The organism is Enterocloster sp. OA13 (assembly GCF_022440595.1).
Taxonomy (GTDB): Bacteria; Bacillota; Clostridia; order Lachnospirales; family Lachnospiraceae; genus Enterocloster; species Enterocloster hominis.
In genome coordinates this window covers 1,341,866-1,366,253 of sequence record NZ_JAKNTF010000001.1, presented here as the reverse complement: position 1 = coordinate 1,366,253, position 24,388 = coordinate 1,341,866, and the positions used below count along the sequence as shown (strand labels likewise).

Below are 24,388 nucleotides of genomic sequence, written 5' to 3'. Positions count from 1 at the left end.
TTTTCACACGTTTGCGCACGCAAACGCATGTATCCTTTTTCCACAGGTTCCATCACTATTTTCCGCAATTTCCCTGTAAGCCTTCAACTGCTCTTCCCGGTTAAAGGGATGGCCTTTATCGGTTCCATCCAGAAAATCCTTTAACGAATACAGCGCATTTTCCACACAACCGTATTTGAACCAGTCTGAGTTTCGACCAAAACCCGGTTCGTGTCCAAGCAGTTCATCCAAGTCGAACATAATTCCTATTTCCTTAAATTCCTTGGTCCTGATATTGATATCATACAGCTTTCGTTCCGGTTCATAGAAAAAACGATATGTCCCCTTCCCCAATGTATCCGTCCTCCTCAAGAACACCCCTACCATCCCCACTGGGAAATATCCATTCCGTCCTTCCCATGAAACCGTGAAGGGAGGCTCCCACTCCTGTATGGTTCCAGCTCCCATGTCAATTGACAGGAACATGTTCCCACATACTGGCGGCAGGACTATCTCATTCTGGTAAACCGCTGGGTACCCAAACGGATGTTCTGAACTAGGAAGGCCGGATAATCTGTCCTTACATTGGAATCCCTCCGGTATATCCGTATATTCGGTCAGCTCCCCGGTATCCGGATTCCAGCAACCGACCGTTATACCTGCATATGGAAGCATACAGATTCCACCTGCATAAGTAATCATGCCTATACAGCCACATCCGCTGGCGCTGCCTGTTGTAAGCACCCTTGCCTCCATCCCTGCACTGTCGATTACGAGAACCTTGTCATCAGCTGGCGAGGCAAGCAGCAGCCTTCCCTTCCATACACAGCTCCCGCCAATCCTCCACTCCCCCTGTGCATGTTTGATGAAAATATCATTATATCCCGTGATGTAATCCACCCCGCCGTTTTCTGTATCATAGCGGACAATAGCCGGATATTTAAAAGGAATCAGGAAGAGGTATCTACCAATCCTCCACGCATTACAAAACGCCCCCCGCTGTCCGGTATAACGTTTCAGCGCAATCTTCTCAATTATCTTATGGTCAGAGACAACCAGGATATCCTGGGCGTTCGCGGGACATACATATATCCTTCCATTCATCTCCACTGCCCGGAGATAATAATCACCAGACGTATATTCAGATAAATCGCAGTAAAATTCATAATGATAATCACAGTCTGGCGAATGGTAGAGCTTATTTCCCTGTGTTACCATCCATTCGTCCGGACCATCGAAGAAAAAGCCATTGATAATCCCGCCACGCCAGTCATCCGCTTCGGGCAATGTATTGATTAAGTTATTCAATATGAACACAGGCTTTCCTGCAATACCGAACATGGAAGTCACGCTGGTTCCCGCATCCCCCACATAGGCGTCACAAAGCGCAATCGTTTTCTCAATATCCGGAGTATCATCGTAAATTCCAAGGTGCTCCTGTATGAAAGTGCGCTTCAATTCATCATAAAATGGTTTGTACCCCTTCCTCATGGACAGGAAGGTAGTTTCCATCAAAGGATGGGGGCGCCACAAAAGGCAGGCATCCTTTCTTCCTCGGAAACACTTGAATACATATTCCATTTTTAATAAAAATCGTTTTGTATCTGACAGCATGCCGTTAATGCTGGTATTATAAAAATACACCTTTTTTCCAGCCATATCCGCCTCCCACTCCACAGGAGGTTCCGGCGGATTCCCACACAGCCGGAGAATCCTGTCAAACTTCGGCGAACCTAATGGCAGTATCTTTTCCCGCGGTATGGCCTGGCTGAAAAATTGTTTGTATTTTTCCGCCTGTACCACAATATAATCCGCATTGTGATAGGCCGGACACAGGGACTGCCCTTCACTCATATCGCCAGCCGTCGCATAATACGGTATATATATTAATTCGCTTGTGTATTTTTTCAAATGGCTGGAATAATAGATTGGATCCACGCTTGTCACATAATTCCCATGGTCGTATGGATTATGGATATATATGATATCCGGTTGTCTTTTTTCCAAAGAGTAAGACTCATAATGTGTTACCGGGACATAATCCGGCAGTTCCCCGCCTTCGTAATGGCATGTCCCAAAAGAGCCGTCTGCATTGCGCTCATAATAAGGAATGGGCATCACATATGCATCACAGTCCGGGTCAGCGTCTGCCGCCATCCAGACACTCTCTAACGAATCCCACATAGACGCTTTATAAGGAAGGAATAGAATTTCCAACCTGACTTTTATATCATTTTTTATACTGGCCCCAATGGGGACGAGTGACATCTGAAGCCGTTCATAGGCTTTATCTGCGTCAACGCCACTCCCTCCGTCTTCAATCTCCCGATATATCCAATAGGTCAGCTTACAATAATCCTCCAGATACGGAATGGTCATGAATCCTTCCCCTTCCGCCCCTTCAATCAGCTTCCCTAACTCAATGACGCCCTCCTGGCATTGCCCCAGTAAATCCATGGCAATTCCATCTTTCTTTGACTCTACCGCCTTGCGGATTTCCTCATGGGCCTGCCCTAACAGCTCTATAAAGTCCTCGGCTTTCTTCTTCTGCGCTTTCCTCATTGCTTCTTATCCTCTTAACCTGCTTTAAATATGGCAACGGCCGCACTCCCTGCTAATGTCCTTTGCAGGCAGCACCTCAACCAGCTGATTCCCATGGCTCTGATATAGTACACTTTTAAAAAATATTAGTATTTAGAAGTATATATATGGTTATCGGCATGAATCGACAAAAGATAATACTATGACCTTAATTTTTCGTCTTTTCAACATCCGTAATCCCCAGTTCCTCCAACCTCTCCAGATTCAACCTTGGTCCCTGCCCTCCTTTTCCATGAATCTCCCCATGATATCCGCCAAAGTAATGGAATCCTCCGGTGTCATTCCAAATCCATGCACTCCATAATCCTCACGCATCCCATAGGAGCTGCCCAATCCCCAGTCCCCCTTTTTATTCACCATATTTAAAAAAGCCTGTATCTCATAGCGCAGCCCATCCCCCTGAAACGGCTCTGAAACCTTATCCACTTCCAGCGGATTTTCATAATGCACTTCCATATCCGTGGTTTTCCACCACGGCGCCTGTGCTATGACATATCCGTTAGTACCGGCTATCATCAGCCTTCCTTCTGCCTTTACGCCCAAACCGCAGACCACTGCCGCCAGTCCGCCAGGATACCGGAAGGATGCCGTTGTAAATACATCCAGCCCATTATCTCCTTTTATGGATTCAAACCGTATGTCTTCAAATCCATTTCCCAATAACTTTATAACCGGAAGCAGGCAATAGCTTCCAAGCTCCGTAAAGCTTCCCCCATAGGTCCTGTCATTCAGTTCCCTGCTCTCTGCGGATTCCAGCTTGGTAAAACAGGCATCCACATAACGTATGTTCCCAATAGCTCCGCTGCGTGCCAGTTCCAGCAGTTTCCCAAAACCAGGGCAGAAGGCCGTCTTTATCCCTTCCAATAATACCAATCCATGTGCCCCGGCATAAGCAAACAGCTCTTCAGCCTGACTCCGCTTAAGGACAAGAGGCTTTTCACACAGTACATGCTTTCCCTGCCTAAGGGCTGCCTTAATATAGGAATAATGTGTTTCATGAGGGGAAGCCACATATACAAGGTCAATCCCCTGAAAGAATGATGTTAAATCCCCATATGCCTCAATCCCCCACCTGGAGGCAAACCGTTCAGCGCTTTCCCGGTGAGGATTATAAACACCCTGTACACGGATACCGCTTACCAGACATACTTCCGGCATAAAACGGCCGGCAATCCTCCCCGTACCGATAACGCCTGCCCTCTGCGTCCTTTTACCTTGTCCCTTTGCATGTAGCATACCGCCTGCCATCCCTTCCATCCCATCTTCCGTCCATGTTTTCCATTCATGCCTGCCCATCCGCTCCAATCTGGCCGGCAAAGTATCTCCCTATTCCGGCAATTGTCTTGAGCACATCCATTTTCACGCTATCCGGAAAGCTGTTCATGGAAGGAAATGTCTCAAAATTCAACACTCCATCATATCCTGTCTCCCGAAGCCCCGCAAGCAGTCCCTCCCAGTCAAATCCATCCCCTGCTTTTCTTCCGAATGTGTAAGGAATCTGATGCAGATCGTCCATCCCGTCATTTTCATGGAGATGAAGGACCTTAATCCTGTTCCCCAGCCTTTGGACTGTTTCATAAGGAGACCGTCTCACCAGATTTAAATGTCCGGTGTCCAGACAGAATCCAAACCGTTCCTCCCCTGCAGCCTGGTTCAGGCTGTCAATATACCATATGACTTCCTCCGGTGCGGAGCATACTCCCTCCACCAGTCGGCCGCCAATGGATTCATAGAGGTTTTCCAGGCAGATTATCACATGGTTCTCCCTGGCTGTTTCAATCAAACCCTGGAAAAACTTCAGGTTCTGTCTCCCTTCTTCCTTGCAGGCCTGTCTGTACTGCATCTTAAAGGGATGGATTACAACGTAAGGAATCCCCAGAAATCCGGCTATTTCCAGACATCTGGGAATCACGTTTCCTATCATGTGACAGTTCTGCACATCCCTTCCCTGAACCCATACCGGATATGGTGCATGCATCTGGGAATAGGTAAGGCCGAACCTTTTTGCCCCTTGGTCATAGGGAGTGAAATATTGTCTCAGTGCTCCCGTATCCTGCTCAAAGAACTGGTTCATCTCTCCCTGGTAAAGCTCTGAATTTTTCAGGAATACATCCAGGTTTAAATCAATGCAGTCAAATCCGGCATTCTTAATCTGTTCGAACCCATCCGCCAGATTCAGTCTTTCACTGTCCAGGATTCCTTTGGACTGTACCCCTATCTTCAACATACGTCTACTCCCTGTTTCCGGCCAAAATCCTGATATCTGAAAAAATACTTATCATCATACCTGCGCCATCTTATTCCCATGGCCTTTAACTGTTTTTCAATACTTACATGATACATATTGCAGATTAAGACTAAGGGAGGATGTCCTTTGCACCCTAAAAGTGCAGACGGAGGCCGGATGCAGATGCCCCTCAGCATACTTCCCCACAGCTTTTCGTTGTTATCAACAATAAAAGACGGCGGGTATGCATCCCCCCATACATCCATATAATTAAGGAACATTCTCCCTGCACCGAAGAGGACCGGTCCCCCCCTCTTCCCGGCTTCATTAAAATCCACTTGTAAGGTTTCCTTTAAAAATACCTCAAGTTCAAGAATATTTTCCCATTCCAACGCAACAGAGGATAACAGCCTGTACCAGCCAGGATGCAGACAGGCAGGTGAAACTTCCAAAAGACCGGTAATATCATATACAACCGCCCCCTTAAAGCCAGTCATTGCCAAGGCACCTATGATACCGTACCAGTCTGTTGTCAGTTCCCCTCTCCCTTTCGTGAATGTATACGGCATCTGGCACTGGCTGCTGTTTCCATCATGATCGGTGGCATGAACGAGACCAATCCGCCGGCCCAGATATTCAATCATCCCACACAGGTTCCTTCTAAGCAGGTTCCCATGTCCTGTGTTGAGGCAGATCCCAAAACACCCTGTCCCTGTTTCCCGATTCAACCGGTCCACTATTCCTGCCAGGAAGGACGCCTCAGAATATGTATTCCCTGTTATTTGGTCATAGAGGGAATCATTTTTGCGGCTATATCCATTTTCGATATATATCTTCACTCCGGCCAGCTTTATTTTTTCCAGGTAATCCATCAGAATCCGGCATATGTCCATCCCGCCCCTGGCTCCAGCTGTTTCTATTACCAGATAAGAAGCATTTAACCCGGAGGCCCTGTCAAGAGCCTCTGGAAACTTTCCATCTTCCACATCAGTAAATGAGATGGATAGTCCGGTTATCCAGCCTGTGGTCAAAAGAATTCCCGCCTGTTGGTTTTCCCCTTCCAGTTCCCGTCCAAACACATATTCCACCAGGCCAATCCCTGCATCCTCAACCTGCCATATGTCCATCCCGGCACAATACCGTATTCCTCTTATCATACCTTCGCTACCTGCCTTACTAATGTCATTTCTGATGCCGCCACTGAAGTAATCCCTGAAGCTGGTATTACCATTGACGCAATCCCTAATCCCGCCCGTTCCCGCTTCTCCCACCACCCTCTCCTCTGCCCCATAAACGCCTCGGTCACCCTGGCCATGGCAGTGCACTCCTCAGGCGTCAGTTTGAAATGGCATAAATCCGGGTTATTAATCTTGGACACGAATTCACTGATTTCATACCGCAGTCCATCTCCCTGGAAGTTGGGCTCAAACCGTTCTATTACCGTTGGGTCCTCATAGCGTATCTCAAACCGTTTGGTCAGCCACCATGGCGACTGGGCCAGGATGTATCCCTTTGTGCCCGCCACCACCAACTGGCCCTCGGACTTGACGCCCACGCCGGCCTTGGCAAGCCCCAGGCCGTTTTTATATTTAAACTGAATCTTAGTGTAAAGGTCAATGCCGTTTTCCGCCGGTATGCTGTCTATCCTTATATCCTCAAAGTCTGTTCCCAGAAGCTTGATGACCGGAAGCAGCGCATATCCGCCAAATTCCAGGAATGCGCCTCCGTAATTCTCATCTGTCATCTCCCTGGCAGTTGTGTCCGCTATCCTGGAAAAGCAGGCTTCCACGTCGCGTATCTCCCCAATCTTCCCACTTTTCGCAACATTGATTAACTGCTGGAAGCCAGGACAGTAGGCTGCTTTGATACCTTCCATCAGAACACAGCGCTTCTCCCTGGCCAGCTGATATAACTCCACGGTCTCCGTCTCTGTAAAGGTCATGGGTTTCTCACACAACACATGGACCCCTTGTTCTAGGGCCCGCTTCGCGTAATCGTAGTGTGTCTCATGAGGCGATGCAATGTACACTGCGTCCACCTTGTCAAGAAATGCCCCATAATCCCTTGTGTAACATTTAATCCCACATTTCCTTGTAAAAGCCTGGGCGCTCTCCTTCTCCGGATTATACGCACATATGATGTTGATTCCGCTGACAAACTTAGCTTCGGCCACAAACCTGGGGGCAATGCGCCCTGTACCGATGATACCTGTCTTCACAATCCTGAAACGGCTCTCCCGCAGCTGTGTGGACGAGACATCCGGGGTCCGTTCCAGATATACCACGTTACAGAATGCTTTCAGGTAATCAAAGGTTCCCACCCAGTCAGAACCAACCGTAAAGGTGTCCACACCGTAACGCTGGATATCCTCAATCTTCTGTCCTTCATGGTCCTCTATGATGATTTCATCTGCAAATCCGGTCTGCCTTACATTGTCAATGCGTTCCAGTATGGAATCTATCACATTGACCTTGCCTCTTATCTCATCAAAATGTTCCGTGGTCACACCTACAATCAGATAATCCCCCAACGCCCTGGCACGCTCCAGTAATTTATAATGCCCCTCATGGAACAGGTCGAACGTGCCATATGTAATCACCTTTTTCATATGTAATCCGTCCCTTTCTGTTTACCTATGTACTTATATCGGCGCATTTCGGCAAAATATAATGATTCATCCGCATAAACCTAAACCAGTTCCGTCACCCGTACCCCTTCCGGCACATCCTTTAAGCGGCAGGCATACCGGCCGCCCTGGTTTTGGACATCCAGCAATTCAAAGATTTTATAGACTGGCACACATGCACCATTCTCCGGCTGTTCAAACCAGTACAAATTGCACACTGCCATGGAACCAGCCGGCCTGGCGCAGGACTCATCATTTTCAAAAATAGTGGCAAGGGCTGTCTTCAATACCTCCACATCCTCCCCGCACACCCCATTCTTATCTGAATAAAATGGATTGACCGAACCTTTTACCACATACAATGCCTGTTCCACCACACTCTTAGAACCCATGGTATCAGAGGATTTTTCCTGTACACCGCCTTTATTCCGGCCATTTGTACTCTTGGTGATATGGATATCCTTGATAGTCACCGGCTCTACGGACGTCCCATGGCATATGGTAACGGCGCCGCGAACAGAAGCATTCATGGTCTTGACACCAAGAAAAGCAAATATCTGTCCAAACAGCCGTACATCCAGCCATGTTTCACAGGCAAGGCGTATACCCTCTTTCTGTGTCTTCCCATCCTTGAGTGCATTAAAAATGTCCTTTCTTGCAGCCAGGCGTTCCGCCAGGGAACTGTATCCATCCACGCAAAGGCTGTCGGACTGGACGAATACGGGCTGCCCCATGTGGATGAACCGGTTACGTATTTTTCGGCGGATGCACTCTCCTGTTATTTCCCCATACCCATTGTCGTTGGTCCTTGGGCGGTTCCCCTCCAATGGATCCCCGTTCGGGTTTGCATTTTCCACCTTGAATACCATAATGAAATCCTGCCTTTTCATAAGTCTATCCCTTCCCCTTCCTGACTGCGTAATCCATCCGTAAAAAACATAGCTGCTGGGAACTGAAACCTGTCAGGTAAGCAGCCCCCAGCGGCTCGTCCGAATCCGCCTGGCCTAAAAGCATGTCTGTCATCTGGTCCATGAGCTTACACGCATACAATCCGTATTTCAGCCTGCTGGCCTTTTTAAGGTATGGAACCAGTCTTTTACGGATAACCCCCCAATATCTTTCCGGTGAGCGGGAGAACATCTGCATATATCTGCATACTCCTGTCAAGCGCCCTTCCCTGACCTCATTGAAATACAGCCTTTCCAGGTAATCAGCAACAGCCAGGAGCCGGCCCCAAAGATAGCTGCGGTCCTTATTTAATCTGTCTAACATGATATCTCCTCTTATCACATCACGGTTAAGGACAGCACATGTAACCTGCAGGACCAGCAGCCAATGATTGTATTCATGATAACGGCAGGGGTCTCCCGCCCGTTTGACTAGTTTTTCCACAATGTCTGAAGGCATGGACCCGCCTGATAATATGACAGACACCACACGGTTGGCCTGACGTGCAGATAAGGTACTGTCCATTACCGCAAATCCTCCCCCATATTCCGTTCCATATGCGGCAGTCACCACATCTTCCACTGAAGGAGCGCCGGTAAATGTCCTGTTTTTCATCACAAACTGCCAACAGGCAGTCCGATGCCATTGCTTAATCCGCTGATAGATAAGGCCTGCCGGCATTTCCGCATAATCGAGAATTGCCAGCCTGCCTTTATGGTCCTGCTTATTGGGCGCATCCAGCACCAGCATATGATATTCTTTATCATCCAGAAGGAATCCTGAAAAGCACACATCCAGATAACTTTCATAAGCTTTCCTTCCGGCAAAAAATCTATATTCGTGTTTCCCCAGGATTTCAGCTGTATCTGCAAACAGATTAAGCGCCAGGGGATTGCCATCCGGATCCCAGCACACCCGGATATTGCTGCCAAATACATATCCCTGGCGTTTAATCATCCAGCTTAAGGCACAATGGGCCTTATAGCTTGTGAGCATGCCAATTGTCACCGCGTCATCCCCCTGGCAAAACCAATCTCCCGAGAAAACAACATTGCCGTTTTCATTGGAGGAAATAAGCTTGGCCCAATCCGCGCTCCCTCTGATGCCATTGGCATGCTTGCCGGCACAGACCGTATACTCTCCCGTTACATAGCATACATCTTTCTTCCCATTCTCCATTACAAAAGCAGTGTAGTAGGATATCCAGCTTTGAAACAGTTCCCGGTTCTTCCATGTCTCCGCCACATATCCATCCCCTGCCTCGGTATCCACTACCTTGAATCTGACCACACAGGACAGAATATCCCTATCCGCTATTTTCTTTTTCCCATCAATGGTTCCATCTTCCTCAGGCAGGATGACCTTTACCGCAATCAGGTCGGAGGCAATCCGTTTCCGGTTCAGATAGGCTCTGACCGCTTTTACCTGAGGAACCGCATATGGACTGGATGCCCATGCGGCAAGCTGCTGTTCATGGGCCCTGCACCGTTTCCGGATATCCGCAGCTGCCCTTTCGTCCTGTATATAGGAATCCCCATCTCCCATCAGATAAATCAACTTGTCATTTAATGGATTAGGAGGCGGTTCCGGACCGGACCGGCTGGCCGAATCCACTGTGGAAGGAATAATCGTATACACCTCATCTTCCCTGAAATCCAAGGCCTGCGCATCTATAAAATCCCCCTGCATATCAATTGTCACGGTTATCTGCGCAGCCAGGGATGTATGGAACAGCGGAAGAAGCACCGCATCCGTATCCTCCCTCTTGACGCCGGCCAAGGAGGACTGAGCATCATACACGCCGGCCAGGCTTTGCATCATATTCATTTACAAATCCCCTCCTGCCCTGCACTTCCTGGTAATGCATCCTTCCTGGTCCGGGAACCGGATTACGCCCTGATGCATCCTGTAAGGCGCCAGACGGACCTCCCTCTTTTCAAAATCCCTGCTGTGGACCATGATTCCAAAGTCCATATCCACAGAATCATAATATCCTGACCCGGCTCCAAAGGTACATGGCCTGACATATGCGAAACATTCGGTAGTCCCCAGGTAAACAGGCAGCTTTCCTCCCCGCCTGAGCCATCGCAGCATGGATTCATGATGCTTAGCCACATTGCGGTCCAAAGCATACCGGTCACTGCCCCAGGCCAGTTCAACTTCAATCTGGTAACATACATCACTTAGATAGCTGTAATAGGCCAAATCCTTTCCGCCTGTCTTAAAAACAGGCAGAAGCTTACTCCTTGACTGATACTGGATAGGATTTAAAATCCGGATCCGCAACGGTTTCCACTTAATGGACGGCTTCCAGTAAATGCTTTCCGTCAATCCTGTAACGGCGGAATAAGTGGGAACCGGATATGAATGCAGATCCCCGCCGGTTTTGGTCATGGGGTCCGTAAACAGTGCATACCGTCCCCTTACCTCATAGCATACCCTGGGCATGTTCCGTCCCTGAGGAGGAATCATTTTTTTATCACTCAAAAAATCACCTCATTCCCATCCCATACACCGGTAAGGGTGGGATATCTACAATCTAGGCATGGCTGGAACGTGGAAAAGCAGGTTTAATCATAAGTACAGCTCATATAATATAAAAATGTTCTCATTCCTGATGTAAACTGTGTAGTCCTTCAATCCTCATATGCCATCCTGGCTATGTAAAAACGGCGGTTCATTCATTGCACGGAAATCTCTTACATATGTGTTAACTTCAATCCCCATAGCCATTTAAGGCTATGTAACTATTTCACTGCATTATTTTTCCCTGCTTCCCACAATCCCTTTTCTTTGCAAAGGGTCCATTTACTTTTATCGGCACAAAAGGCTGGTTTATAATAGTTTATACTGTCTTTTAGCTAAAAAAATAACCTGTCGTATCTGCACCTTAACCGCAACCATAAAAAATGCCCCTTTTCCATAAGAATCGTCATATCTGAATTCTTACCAAAAAGGAGCCATCTTTTAATCATATATCAGATTACACTTCCGATTGAAACATACGATTTTTAAATCCGAATTCTGTCCAAACATATATTTAATACTTGCTTCCGTCTGAAAATGCAGGAATCTGCATGGGCTGCCTCGGCATATCCTGCACAGATGATGCGGTTTCATTCCTTGAATCCTTTAATTTGAACTGACTGATTAAACCTTTTAGGATCTGTGCCTGCCCTGACAGCTCCTCACTGGCCGCCGCCGATTCTTCCGCGGTAGCGGAATTGGTCTGCACCACATTGGAAATCTGGTCAATTCCCTGAGTTACCTGGCTAATCGAAGATGCCTGCTCTTCAGATGCCCTGGATATCTGGTCAATGGTTTTGGTTACCTGCTGGGCGCCCTCCACGCTCTCTAACAGTGTATGGGCCGTCTCATCTGCAATCCTGGTACCTTTTTCCACTGCAACAATGGAACTCTCAATCAGTGCCGCCGTATTCTTGGAAGCCTCCGCTGATTTACTGGCAAGGTTCCGGACCTCGTCCGCAACCACAGCAAAACCTTTTCCTGCTTCCCCTGCACGGGCCGCCTCAACCGCCGCATTCAGGGCGAGGATATTGGTCTGGAACGCAATGTCCTCAATTGTCTTGATGATTTTCCCTATTTCACTGGAGGAACTGCTGATTTCCTTCATGGCTTCAATCATGGTCTGCATCTGCTGGTTGCTCTCGGTCATCTTACGTCCCACATCATCTGCCATCCGGTTGGCATGCTGTGCATTATCTGCGTTGGACTTAACCTGATTGGAGATTTCGTTGATGGTTGCCGCCAGTTCTTCCACGGAGGATGCCTGCTCTGTTGCACCCTGGGAAAGTGCCTGTGAACCAGAAGCAACCTGGTCGCTGCCAGAAGCAACCTGGTCGGCAGACTGGTTAATCTGACCCAGTACGGATGAAAGCTTGTCAATAATCTGATACATGGATGTGGCCAACTGCGTGAATTCGCCTACATAAAGCTCTTTGGCCTGGGAATCCACACTGAAATCACCATTGCCCAAGGCGGTCAGCCCCATCCCCATATCCTGGATAATCCCCTTGAAATTGTGAGTCAGAATCCGCATGCTTTCGGAGAGGCTTCCTAACTCATCCTTTGAAACGTAATTGATTGATACCTCCAAATCTCCTGCAGCCATTTTCTTAGCAGCATCCTCAATTTCGCTTATGGGCTTAGACAGGGCTTTGGTGATGTAGACTGCAAGGATAACGGTAAGTGTCAAGGCCAGCCCTGCAATCACAAGTAAAAATACAAGGGCAGTATTCTGGGCCCTGACCGACTGATTATAGTCCTGTTCGGCAATCTCTGTCGTGGCAGAATCGGCCTCGCCCATCAAATCCCTGAACTTAAGCATTAATGGCTGGTATTTATCAAACAGCAGTTCTGCTGCTTCCGCATTCCTGTTCTTCCCTGCCAGATCAATAATCTGTTCCCTGTATGGCTTGGCCTCATCCAGACATTTCTGCGCCTGGTCCAGCACGGATGTATCTCCCCGGAAATTCTGTTTTAAAAATGTAAATCCTGGTGCCAGGGAGTCAAGCTGTTCATTGGCCTGGTCAATATAGCTCTGGGTCTCCGCAACATCATCCGTAAGCATACTGAGGGCTATGCATTTCAAGCCTGTCTGGGTAGCACGGCGCATATCCGTTGTCTTATTCGAAACCGGATATCCTACCGTATAAAAATCCTTAAAGTTATTTCCCGAATTGTTTAAACTGACAAACGAAACTATAAGTGAAATCAAAAAAAGAACAATGATAATTCCGAATGTGATGGATAGTTTTTTCCCTATTTTCAAATTTCTCATAAATCCATTCTCCTTAGTAAATAAATATTTCCTGGTATGTCTTATCATTTATCCGGCTTAACATCCTTTACCTCTGCTATCCGCTCCCACTCCATGACTGCAGCCATTTATTACTTAGTATCCGCTGCCATCTTATGATATAGTTAACTGTTGGTAAACGTCTCATTTTTCCCTCCCCCCATGGTACATCGTCCCTGTGCCCATGCTCTTCCATCAATAGGTTTTCCGCTTTCTCAAGCATCATTGGCCGGGCATAGGAATATCCCTGGGCGTAATGGCAGCCCACTTCACGCAAGAATTTCATCTGTTCTTCCGTCTCCACCCCTTCTGCAAGAACGGTAACCTGCAGGTCCTTCATCAGTTGGATGATATTCTATAAAATACTCCGCCCCGCCTGTTCCCCTTTACGCTCCCATCCAGAAATCGTAAATCGAACTTTACAATATCGACAGGAATGTCCTTTAACATATTGAGTGAGGAATACCCACTCCCAAAATCGTCCATGGAAAACAGGAATCCGTCCTCCTAAAGGGCCTCCATGGTTGAAAACAGTTACTGGGAACATTCCGCATGCTGTAAAACAATACTGCCAGCACGATAGCGGCCAAAGTGTATGTATGGACTACTTCATCATCATTAATATCTGCCGGAATCCGTCAGCGGTAATTCCCCGGAATTACCAGACACGAAGGCTTCCTGCCCATAAGCTGGTTCTGCTTTCCTAAAAGAATCCTTAAGCTTGAACTGGCTAAGCAGATTTTTGAGCAGCTGCGCCTGCCCCGACAATTCCTCACTTGCAGCAGCACTTTCCTCGGCAGTGGCTGAGTTTGTCTGCACCACGCTGGAAATCTGGTCAATCCCCTGCGTGACCTGCGCAATGGAGGACGCCTGTTCAGCAGATGCCTGTGATATGTCGTCCACAACAGCAACCACCTGTTTGGAGCTTTCCACAACCAGGCTAAGCGTCTGTGCTGTTTCATCAGCCAGCCTCGTTCCTCTTTCCACAGCCTGCATGGAACCTTCAATGAGGGCTGCCGTGCTTTTGGACGCCTCCGCCGATTTACTGGCAAGATTGCGCACCTCGTCTGCCACCACGGCAAAACCTTTTCCTGCGTCCCCGGCGCGCGCCGCCTCCACGGCAGCATTTAATGCAAGGATATTCGTCTGGAATGCAATGTCTTCAATGGTCTTGATGATTTTCCCAATCTGCCCTGATTTATCTTTAATCTCGGCCATGGCCGCTATGGTTTCCTGCATCTGACGGTTGCCTTCCTCCATTTTCCTCCCGGAATCTTCCGCCAGCTCGCTGCCCTGCTGCGCACTCTTTGCATTAGCCCTTACCTGTGAGGAAATCTCATTGATTGTGGCTGCCAGTTCCTCCACGGAGCTGGCCTGTTCCGTGGCGCCCTGGGAGAGGGCCTGGGCACCTGAGGACACCTGGTCTGAACCGCTTGCAACCTGGTCCGAGGACTGCCCAATCTGCATAAGGATATCATTCAGCGAACCTACCAGGGAACGGATTGCTATCTGAACAGGGCCAAAATCACCCTTGAACGTCTCCCGCGATGCAACATTCAAATCTCCTGAAGCCATCTGCTGCATTGCCACTGTAATCTCACCCATATAATAGGAGATACGCTGCGTCATGGTCCTCATGCTTTCCGCGAGATGTCCCAGCTCGTCTTGTGCCGTGTAACCTATCTTTACTGTTAAATCCCCTTCTGCCATCCGGCCGGCCGCTTCCTCAATCTCAAAAATCGGTTTTGTCAGGCTTCTGGTCAATATTGTACTCAGGAAAAGTACAAGCAGGAGAATCGCGACCGTTAATATGGCAATGGAGATAAATGCAGTATTCCTGGTATTTATACCGTCTTGATCAAATTCATTCGCCTTTGATTGGGAAAACTCCGCAATCTGATTCAGCAATCCCTTTGCTTCCATTAATTTGGGGGCATACTGAGAATCATACAGGGCAATGGATGCATCCACCTGATTTGCCTTGCTCAATGAGATGACCTGATCCTTAATGATTTTGCTCGCCTCCATGGTGGCTTCAAATTCCGTGACCAGGCTCATATCTCCCAGGAATTTATCCTTTAGCAGTGTGATTCCATCCCTCACTATCTCCAGGTCCGCAGCCGCCTGGTCCAGCCGCGAGTCTGTGGCGGCGCTGTCTTCTGTTGTACAGGACCACAAGATACTGCGCTCAGCACTCTGAATCGCCCTTCGCATGTCAAAAGAGGTTTTCACCACCTGAAACGGTCCATTATAAAATTTACTAAGACTTTTGGATACGGAATAGACACTGAATGCTGAAACAGCGGATGAGATGATGAATACCATAATAATCAGGGCAAATGACAAAGTTAGCCTTTTTCCTATTTTCATTTTATTTAACATACCGTTTTCTCCTAATTGTAAGTTTTCTTTGGTAATACACTTGCCGATTTTAACAATTGTTCCTGTGGCCACCCCCATATTCCCCCTCCATTATTTTTTATGTTTCTGTTAAGGAATGCTGCTGTCCCAGGCTCTGATTCTATAATTCTCTATATGGTTATCGACATATTCTGCAATTTTATAATCCTTTTCAGCATGGAATATAAAAAATATACAGGCAGATTGGAAGCCATCCATATGCCATTCCTTTATTGGTAAGAAAAAACACCGCCTCAGCGATGTCATTCTTTTGCATTCAAGCTTTTTTTAGGATTTTTACCACAAAATCCTCTTCCGGCATAGGCCTGTAATAATGATATCCCTGTGCAATATCGCACTTCAGATGCCTGAAATACGCCTCCTGCTCCGGGTATTCCACGCCTTCACAGATAATGGTAGTCTCAGTTTCCTTTGCAATCTCTATCATTTTCTTAAGCACCAGATTCCCTCTCGGATTCTGGTAATTTGCGGTCAGGCTCCGATCCAGCTTTAAAACATCCGGCTCAATCTGCATTAAAAGATTAAGCGCCGTGTAACCTGTCCCAAAATCATCAATATCCAGCCGAAACCCATAGCAGTGAAGTTCAGCGGCCAGCCTCTGAATCATCTGATCATATTCCGAAAACGCACTTTCCGTCAATTCAAAGGCAATCAGTTCATGCGGTATATGATAACGGTCCACGACTCCGCAGAACTGCTTCGCATAATGCTGGTCCTCCAGATGGAGCCTGGACTGGTTAATGGAAACAGGGCACACACGAAGCCCCTCGTCAAGCCAGCCCCGCATACGGCTGCAGACTTTCTCCAGCATATAGAAATCCAGGGTCTTTATAAATCCTGTCTGCTCGAAAACCGGGATGAATTCATCCGGCATGACGATTCTTCCATCAGGTTTCACCCAGCGTACCAGTACTTCCGTCCCCGCCACCTCACCGGAATCCAAATAAACCTGCGGCTGGAAGTACATACGGAACTCATTGCGTTCCATTGCATACCTTGCAGTTTCAACCAACTCCTGTTCCATCAGCTGGTTGCGTTCCATTTCCGGATCATAGTAGATGTAACGGTTCTCCCACTTCCACGATTTCCTATAATGCTGGGCCAGCATGGCTTTATCTAACATCTGTTTGACGGATTCCCTGCTTCCCGGCTCAATCGGACATACGCCGCCGGTAAAATGGACGTTGATGTCCAGCTCCTCCTCTGTCTCCTGGCTGATGAAACGCCCCCAAAAACTCTCAATCCGCTTATCTAACTCTTCCCGGTTTTCATACTGAAGCAGGATGGCAAAATTATCTTTTTCAATCCGGGCACATATTTCACTGCCGATACATAAATTCTTCAGGTTGGAGGCAATTTCCCTAAGTATACAATCCCCTGTCCGGTAACCTAACACATGATTAATATACCGGAACTGGTTGATTCCAAATTTTAAGATTACGTAATGTTTGGATGGATTCTTCTGCAGGATATCTTCCAGGCACTCAGCAAAGCCTTCCATATTATAGATACCGGTAAGCGTATCCAGCTTCCTGACTTCCTCCACTTCCTTGGCCGCCATCCTGGTTGCCTCTTCTTTTATCATCATGAAATCCCTCCAGTGCCGGGAATCCGCCGCCGTAGTAGTTTCCCCATAAGTCCCGTCCGCAAAGGAATTATGGACGTGCAGGATTTTCCATTCACTGCCCTCCCTGCGGTATATGATTGTAATATGGATATGTTCCGTAAAAACAGGTCCTTCTTCTGGGGGTGTATACACATCCATACAGGCTAAAACGCAGGTCAGGTCCTTCGTGATTTCCAGTACGCGGCATTCCTGATTATCCAGATGGACACTTCCGCTATAAACCTCTTTCCCAATCCGAAGATATTCCTGCAGATTCCCAAATGTGTTAAAGCCTTTTTTTCCACGCACCCCAATCCAGACAATGTCTTTTGAGATATAATCCATCAATTTATCATGATTCCGCTCTTCAAAATACATCCGGCATATTTCTTTTGTAAAAGCAACCGCCTGTTCTTCTGTCATATGCATCCCTCCATTAAACACCATTCTCAGCGCAGTATAAAACGTTGTGTGGACTGTTTCAGCGCTTCCGCCTGATGATTGAGTTCTTCAGCGGCGGCAGATGAGGCTTCTGCCGTTGCAACATTGTTCTGTACAACATCGGTTATCTGATTCAGATTCTCCTGAATCAGATGGATGGCCTCCCTTTGATATTCTGATGCGCGCACAATATCCCCCACCATATCGGTAGCCTGCTCTGCTCCCATCATGACATCTGCCAGGGATCCTGCGGTATCGGTCGTTAATTTGGCGCTTGTATCAATCAGCTTTAAGGTGTCGTTAATAAGGGCCGTGGTATCCTTTGCAGCCTCTGAGCTTTTAGTAGCCAGGTTCCGCACTTCATCAGCCACCACGGCAAAACCTTTCCCTGCTTCCCCGGCCCTTGCCGCCTCCACAGCGGCATTCAACGCAAGGATATTGGTCTGAAACGCAATATCTTCTATAATTTTTGCAATCCCGCCAATCTTGCTGGAGGCGCTGGATACTTCCCGGATTGTTCCTGACAATCCTTCTATCATCTGATTGCTTCTTCTAAGCAGCCCGCTGGCATTGATTGATTCCTCCCGTGAAATGGAAGCCTTCTGGGCTGCTTCCGTTAATTGCGTGGAAAGGTTATCAATTTCCCTGTTCAGGACCTCCACAGAGGCTGCCTGTTCTGTTGCGCCCTGTGAAAGGGTCTGTGCAAATGATGATACCCGGTTAGAACTGGCAGAAACCTGTTCCGCTGCCGCTTCAATATCATGAAGCACACGGTTCAGGGATTCCAGAATCAACTGCAGGGAATCCTGAATTGGTTTGAATTCTTCTTTGTATTCGGTACCGGTCTGTATGGCCATATTACCATTAGCCATGGAAGTCAGGGTCTCCCTGATATCTTCTATGTATTTCCTCAGTTCCTTTTTCGTCGAATGGATGGATTCAATCAGCATCCCTACCTCGGACGTGTCTGAATCCAGGTTAAATTCCACTGACAGCCTGCCACTTGCTATTTCGCGCATCTGGTTCATGATATCAATCACAGGCTCAATCATCTTCTTACGTGAGATCTGCGATATGATAACCTGAAACGCCATCGTTATAAATACGGAAAGAATCAATAAAAAAAGCGACACCCGTGACTGAAGGATCAGGCTGTTTACATTACTGGAGGACCTTTTATCAAGCGTGGTGAGGAAATCACTTTTCAGCTTGTTTATCTTCTCAACCGACTGATTATAATCATCCCCATATACATATCCAACTGCCGCGGACTTATTTCCGGCCGAAACATAATCCATGGCATTTTCTTCAAGGGGCACCAGTTCATTGGACAGGGACGACATCTGTTCAATCATGGACTGTTCATTGGGGGTTATCCCAATCTCCTTCATCGCCGCCACACCTGCATCCCTGTTTTTCAGGACATTGATTTCATTCCAATAATTATCATAATGAGTCTTGTCTCCCGTTGCAGCATACGCCCTGACTTCATTTGTTAAGTACGCCGACCCATTCATGAACCGGTTGGCATTATAGGTCAGTTCATACCGGTTCCTGGCGGCCTGTTGGATTTTACTGTTTATGCTGCCATAATAAAGTACGCTGAGGAGTGTAATCAGAAGGGAGAAAATAGAAACCCCATTCAAAATGTAAATCAGTGTAGATTGTTTCATTGCCTTTTTCATAGAATCTCTCCAAAAGTTTAACTCAATACTGTCTCCGTAATATCCAGTACTGGCATATATGGGTCAAGGGATGACGGCTTATCCTCCCCCTTGTTCCGGCTGTTCAATCAGATAAACCATTTCCTCCCTTCTTCCATATGTAACCGCTTCTTCGTGGCTTTCAAAATATATGTCAAGCCGCCGCCCGGTAATATTCTTTCCCGTGTCTTCCACTGTATAGACAATGCCGTTAATCAACAGCTTTGAGTTTAGCGGGACCATACTCGGATCAGCGGCGATGGTTTGGTTTGGCACAGGCTCCATCCCGGTAAAAGTCATATTCTTTTCACTGTAGATTCCCGTACATTGTCTGCATCTGCAATATCCGGTTACGGTGAACGTTCCCAGAGGCTCGCCTTCCACAACCGCCTCTTCTTCACAAATCCGATATACGCTCAGTGTCTTCCGTCCAAATTCAATTGCTTCGGAATGAGAATCAAAATATACGAGAAGTGAAACAGATGAATTAGACCTGGCCCTGTCTTCAACCGTGTAACAGGTTCCTTCAATCTGAAGTCTGTCACCCGGGGAAAAAAGCTGGAAATCCGCAGCTATGGAATGGCCGGGAGTCAATTGTGTCCCAAAATACGTCTGTACCTTATTACCGGAACCGCAGCAAAGTTTACATCCACAATACGCGGCAATAGAAAATTCACCTTCATATTCCATCCCCAAAGAATCTGATTCTGCCGGAGTCGATTCTTTCTTTTGAATCTCAGCTTCCTCCCCAAAAATACCGGGGCATGTCTGAAAATCACAGTCCGTCAGCCGCGCGTCCCGCTTTGCAGGGGATTTGGCCCAAATGAAGGGCGCATAGCGGACTATATGACCCGAATTTAGGGTAAATATACCGCGAAGTGGGGCGCACAGATGGCGGGAATGAATTTTCAAACACGCCCTGGTACCGGAAACCGGACAAAAACCTGTGATGGCAGTAAAAACAGATAACAGACTTATCAAAAGAAATATCGCGGTCCTTTTCATAGTTCATCTCCACTCTGTATCATGTAAATCAAAATTTATCCTCTTCTGTAGATATCGACATATTTTTTAAAATAATTACAATTTATTTGAGTTATTTTATTTTTTCCAGGATTCGTAATCTCAAAAAATGTCTGATTCATTTGTATAAAAAACGGGGAATGGGGCGTAAACGCCATGGCAACCCATATGGTGGACATGGCCGTATCCTTATCCGGTGGTGATGCCTCAATAATTACCTGATTAAGGGAAGCGGTAGAAAAGGGATTCCGCCAGGCCGGTTATCAATGGGGGACAAACTTCCGGCTATCACTGAAGAAACGCACAAAGAAATTACTAAGAGATTTGATTATTGGGAAGAAAACGGCTCCTTAGACGGGTATGGACATGAGGGGTCAGAGAACCAGGGAACACCTCACTGATATTGACAGCTCAAAAAAAGGACTAAATCTAACAATTAAGTTTTGCTAGGTTTAGTCCTCTTCCTCTTATCAGACAAAAGCGGCAGAATCTTTGATTTATATGTTTATTTCTGTCCTATCACACTCATGGCTCATTGCCAAGCCCCATCGGACCCCACATAGCGGCCATCCGGTGTGGTCGTATTGGCATACATCACGCCATTACTCCCAAGATAATACCACTTCCCGTTAATGGCCTGCCAGCCCGTAAGCATGGCGCCGCTGGGATCCAGATAATACCACTGGCCATTAAGCCTCTGCCAGCCGGTCTGCATGGCGCCGCTGCTGTTCATATAGTACCATCTTCCATTCACAGCCTGCCAGCCGGTCTGCATCACACCGCTGCCGTCCATATAATACCACTGGCCATTGATGGCCTGCCAGCCCGTTGTCATGGCGCCGCTGGGATTCAGGTAATACCAATCCCTGTCCAGACGCTGCCAGCCGGTCAACATATAACCTGAACTGTTAAAATAGTACCAGGCTCCATTAATCTGCTTCCAGCAGGAAGATGGATAACCGCCAGTATCAAAGGCATACCACCACCCCTTCTGGTCCTGGACCCAGTGGCCGCTGCCGCCGTATCTTCCAAGTTCATCCTCATCCACATAAAAGGAACTGGAATCTTCAGACCACTCACCAGCCTTACTGTTATACCGAGATATAGCCCTTACCCGGAAGGTATAATCACCTTCCCTGTTAAAATATCCTGCAAAATCAAACGATGTCCTGGTGGTGCTCACAGTTGTCACTGTCTTATCATTCCTGAGAAGCTTCACATCATAACTCTTGGCTCCTTCAATCTCTTCCCATACAGCCGTGGTATCTTCCCAGTCCAGGTCCGTGGCGCCTTCCAGCTTACCGCCAATGCGCTTCAGTTCCGCATATACCTCTATATACGCGCCGCTGTCATAAATCTTGGCCTTCTTAAACTCGGCATTACATCCTGTAAATTTAAAGTGACTCTTGGATGTGTAGGAAAAACGGTAGCCATCCTTGGCTGACAGTTCAATCTTCACCTCCGGTACATCCCCCACGGTCCATGTATCCTGGTCATCTGAATTCGTATATTCTGCTGATTCCACATAAAACTCACTGCTGTCTGCCTTGACCTTAATATTACCTATGTTGTCCCCGCTTGCAGGTGCCTTATCATATGAAAATGTAAGCTTCACCGTATCAATCTTCGTATCTGCCGCCAAGGCGGTAAATCCGGTACTGATTGCCATGACAACTGCTAACAATAAGCATATACCTTTCTTTTTTCTCATAACAACTCCTCCTATCCACCATTATATGAATTTTCTACCAATTGCCTATCTTTATTATAATAAAGCTATTGATATTGTACAATTTAATAATCCTTAAAAGAATATTACATTTTTCAAACACAATCCCTGTGGATAGGACAAGTTACAAATTATTCCATATCTATGAGTATTTTTTTAATTTCTATCATCCGGTCACGAAGCCTTGCAGCCTCCTCAAAGTTAAGTTCCACTGCGGCCTGGCGCATTTTCTTTTCCAACTCCTTGACCAGCTTATTGAGTTCCTTCTCATCCATGGATTCCGGATCCTTTTTAAACTTCTCATCGTTATCTGCCACTGCCTTTGATATGGCAATCAGGTCCCGGACCGCCTTTTTAATGGTTGTGGGCGTAATTCCATGCTCCTCGTTGTATGCCTGCTGGATCTGCCTGCGCCGGTTGGTCTCCCCGATAGCCACGCGCATGGAATCCGTCATGTTATCCGCGTACATGATTACATGTCCTTCTGAGTTCCTGGCCGCACGGCCGATTGTCTGGATCAGGGAAGTCTCAGAACGCAGGAAGCCCTCTTTATCCGCATCCAGGATTGCAACAAGGGTAATCTCTGGAATATCGAGTCCTTCCCTTAAAAGGTTAATGCCCACAAGCACGTCAAACACATCCAGACGCATATCACGTATGATCTGTGCCCGTTCCAGCGTATCAATATCAGAATGAAGGTATTTGACCCGGATCCCCACCTCGCGCATATAATCCGTAAGGTCCTCTGCCATCCGCTTTGTCAATGTGGTAATCAGTATCTTATGATGGTTTGCCACTTCCTTGTTCACTTCAGAAATCAGGTCATCTATCTGGCCCTCCACCGGGCGTACGGTAACTTCCGGGTCCAAAAGTCCGGTAGGACGGATGATCTGTTCCACGCGCATCAGTTCATGTTCCCGTTCATATACGGACGGAGTAGCGGATACGAACATCATCTGATTAATCTTATCCTCAAATTCAGAAAAATTAAGGGGTCTGTTATCCAGCGCGGAAGGAAGCCTGAAACCATAATCCACCAATGTTGATTTCCTGGACCGGTCCCCGGCGTACATGCCCCTGACCTGCGGCAGGGTAATATGGGACTCGTCCACAATGATCAGGAAATCCTCCGGGAAATAATCAATCAGCGTGCAAGGCGGTTCACCAGGAAGCCCTCCTGTCAGATGGCGTGAATAGTTCTCAATTCCAGAGCAGAAACCAGTCTCCCGCATCATCTCCACATCGAAATTAGTCCTCTCCGAAATCCTCTGTGCTTCCAGCAGCTTATCCTCGCTTTTAAAAAATGCAACCTGTTCTTTCAGTTCAGCCAGGATATTCTCTGTTGCCTCCATCATCTTCTCTTTTGGCACCACGTAGTGGGATGCCGGGAAAATGGCAATATGCCCCAGCTGGGCTTTAATCTCTCCGGTCAGGGTATCAATCTCCGTTATCCGGTCAACCTCATCCCCAAAGAATTCTATCCTGTAAGCCGCACTGTCCGAATACGCAGGAAATACCTCCAGCACATCCCCCCTTACCCGGAAAGTACCACGCTTAAAATCCATGTCATTGCGGTCATACTGGATATCAATCAGTTTGTGGATGATTTCGTCCCTGTCCCTTATCATTCCAGGGCGCAGCGATATTACCATCTCCTTATAGTCAATGGGACTTCCCAGGCCGTATATACAGGACACGGACGCCACAATAATCACATCCTCCCGCTCTGACAGGGCGGCCGTTGCCGAATGGCGCAGCTTGTCAATCTCATCATTGATGGATGAATCCTTTTCAATGTAGGTGTCCGTGGACGGCACGTAGGCTTCTGGCTGGTAGTAGTCGTAGTAGCTCACAAAATACTCCACCGCGTTCTCCGGGAAGAACTCCTTAAACTCGGAATAGAGCTGGGCTGCCAGGGTTTTGTTGTGGGCGATGATGAGGGTTGGCTTCTGTAACTGCTGGATTACGTTGGCCATGGTAAAGGTCTTACCGGAGCCTGTGACGCCTAGTAAAGTCTCGAATTGGTTACCTTCCTTGAAGCCTTTGACAAGGGCTTCGATAGCCTGCGGCTGGTCGCCGGTGGGCTGATATTCACTGTGTAATTTGAACTCCATAATGCGTTTTTACCTCCTTGATGACCCAATTAAAAGTACGTCTGTTAAGCAGAAATCCGTAAAATCTTTGAAATCAGGTATCTGGGCAGCTGCCTAATGGCCGTACTCTCAAATTTCAGAATTTAACTGCTAATAAAACTATATTATTTAC

The 24,388-nt window shown here is 47.3% G+C and carries 17 protein-coding genes and 2 pseudogenes; 1 reads left to right on the top strand and 18 read right to left on the bottom strand.

What is annotated here, in order from left to right:
- Positions 1–3 precede the first annotated feature (3 nt).
- The 16 genes and pseudogenes from MCJ35_RS05960 to MCJ35_RS31955 all read right to left on the bottom strand — a co-directional run.
- Entirely contained in the window at positions 4–2,541 is a 2,538-nt protein-coding gene (locus MCJ35_RS05960) for a hypothetical protein (protein ID WP_240299395.1), read from the bottom strand.
- Between the two features lie 243 nt (positions 2,542–2,784).
- Positions 2,785–3,897 carry a Gfo/Idh/MocA family protein gene (locus MCJ35_RS05955; protein WP_240299394.1) on the bottom strand — a complete coding sequence of 371 codons (1,113 nt, stop codon included), beginning with the start codon at positions 3,895–3,897 and terminating at the stop codon, positions 2,785–2,787.
- Entirely contained in the window at positions 3,863–4,807 is a 945-nt protein-coding gene (locus tag MCJ35_RS05950; RefSeq protein WP_025482512.1) for a sugar phosphate isomerase/epimerase family protein, read from the bottom strand. The genes MCJ35_RS05955 and MCJ35_RS05950 overlap by 35 nt, the downstream gene beginning before the upstream one ends.
- On the bottom strand, positions 4,801–5,964 hold the full coding sequence (locus MCJ35_RS05945; RefSeq protein WP_025482513.1) for a sugar phosphate isomerase/epimerase family protein: 1,164 nt from the start codon (positions 5,962–5,964) through the stop codon (positions 4,801–4,803). The genes MCJ35_RS05950 and MCJ35_RS05945 overlap by 7 nt, the downstream gene beginning before the upstream one ends.
- Complete coding sequence (locus MCJ35_RS05940; RefSeq protein ID WP_240299393.1) at positions 5,961–7,415, bottom strand: Gfo/Idh/MocA family oxidoreductase; 1,455 nt, start codon at positions 7,413–7,415, stop codon at positions 5,961–5,963. Before MCJ35_RS05940 ends, MCJ35_RS05945 begins: the two co-directional genes overlap by 4 nt.
- Positions 7,416–7,495: 80 nt before the next feature.
- A complete protein-coding gene (cas7c, locus tag MCJ35_RS05935) occupies positions 7,496–8,323 on the bottom strand; it encodes a type I-C CRISPR-associated protein Cas7/Csd2 (protein ID WP_081739019.1) in 828 nt (275 codons plus the stop codon).
- 4 nt (positions 8,324–8,327) lie between these two features.
- Positions 8,328–10,208: a type I-C CRISPR-associated protein Cas8c/Csd1 gene (gene cas8c / locus MCJ35_RS05930; protein ID WP_025482515.1), complete on the bottom strand. Its 1,881-nt coding sequence runs from the start codon at positions 10,206–10,208 to the stop codon at positions 8,328–8,330.
- Positions 10,209–10,868: a type I-C CRISPR-associated protein Cas5c gene (cas5c, locus tag MCJ35_RS05925; protein WP_240299392.1), complete on the bottom strand. Its 660-nt coding sequence runs from the start codon at positions 10,866–10,868 to the stop codon at positions 10,209–10,211.
- Positions 10,869–11,421: 553 nt separating this feature from the next.
- On the bottom strand, positions 11,422–13,182 hold the full coding sequence (locus tag MCJ35_RS05920) for a HAMP domain-containing methyl-accepting chemotaxis protein (RefSeq protein WP_025482517.1): 1,761 nt from the start codon (positions 13,180–13,182) through the stop codon (positions 11,422–11,424).
- A 76-nt stretch (positions 13,183–13,258) separates the two neighbouring features.
- A complete protein-coding gene (locus MCJ35_RS31965) occupies positions 13,259–13,540 on the bottom strand; it encodes an EAL domain-containing protein (RefSeq protein WP_025482519.1) in 282 nt (93 codons plus the stop codon).
- The gene (locus MCJ35_RS31960; RefSeq protein ID WP_488473312.1) at positions 13,540–13,650 is read right to left on the bottom strand and encodes a hypothetical protein; all 111 of its coding nucleotides are present in this window, start codon (positions 13,648–13,650) and stop codon (positions 13,540–13,542) included. The genes MCJ35_RS31965 and MCJ35_RS31960 overlap by 1 nt, the downstream gene beginning before the upstream one ends.
- Before the next feature lie 168 nt (positions 13,651–13,818).
- Entirely contained in the window at positions 13,819–15,582 is a 1,764-nt protein-coding gene (locus MCJ35_RS05915) for a methyl-accepting chemotaxis protein (protein WP_025482521.1), read from the bottom strand.
- 295 nt (positions 15,583–15,877) lie between these two features.
- Positions 15,878–17,650 carry an EAL domain-containing protein gene (locus tag MCJ35_RS05910; protein WP_025482522.1) on the bottom strand — a complete coding sequence of 591 codons (1,773 nt, stop codon included), beginning with the start codon at positions 17,648–17,650 and terminating at the stop codon, positions 15,878–15,880.
- Between the two features lie 26 nt (positions 17,651–17,676).
- Positions 17,677–19,353, bottom strand: coding sequence for a methyl-accepting chemotaxis protein (locus tag MCJ35_RS05905; protein WP_025482523.1), 1,677 nt, complete (start codon positions 19,351–19,353; stop codon positions 17,677–17,679).
- 78 nt (positions 19,354–19,431) lie between these two features.
- Positions 19,432–20,061 carry a 3D domain-containing protein gene (locus MCJ35_RS05900; protein WP_034576078.1) on the bottom strand — a complete coding sequence of 210 codons (630 nt, stop codon included), beginning with the start codon at positions 20,059–20,061 and terminating at the stop codon, positions 19,432–19,434.
- 81 nt (positions 20,062–20,142) lie between these two features.
- A pseudogene (locus MCJ35_RS31955) lies at positions 20,143–20,283 on the bottom strand (DUF6783 domain-containing protein); the annotation flags it as partial.
- Here MCJ35_RS31955 and MCJ35_RS31950 point away from each other — a divergent pair.
- Positions 20,239–20,340, top strand: a pseudogene (locus tag MCJ35_RS31950) (DUF6783 domain-containing protein); the annotation flags it as partial. The pseudogenes MCJ35_RS31955 and MCJ35_RS31950 overlap by 45 nt on opposite strands.
- Positions 20,341–20,926: 586 nt before the next feature.
- On the opposite strand, the gene MCJ35_RS05895 reads toward MCJ35_RS31950, so the two are convergent.
- Both MCJ35_RS05895 and uvrB read right to left on the bottom strand, forming a co-directional pair.
- A complete protein-coding gene (locus MCJ35_RS05895; protein WP_025482525.1) occupies positions 20,927–22,105 on the bottom strand; it encodes an N-acetylmuramoyl-L-alanine amidase family protein in 1,179 nt (392 codons plus the stop codon).
- Positions 22,106–22,254: 149 nt separating this feature from the next.
- Complete coding sequence (gene uvrB, locus MCJ35_RS05890; RefSeq protein WP_008726074.1) at positions 22,255–24,237, bottom strand: excinuclease ABC subunit UvrB; 1,983 nt, start codon at positions 24,235–24,237, stop codon at positions 22,255–22,257.
- Between the last annotated feature and the right edge of the window lie 151 nt (positions 24,238–24,388).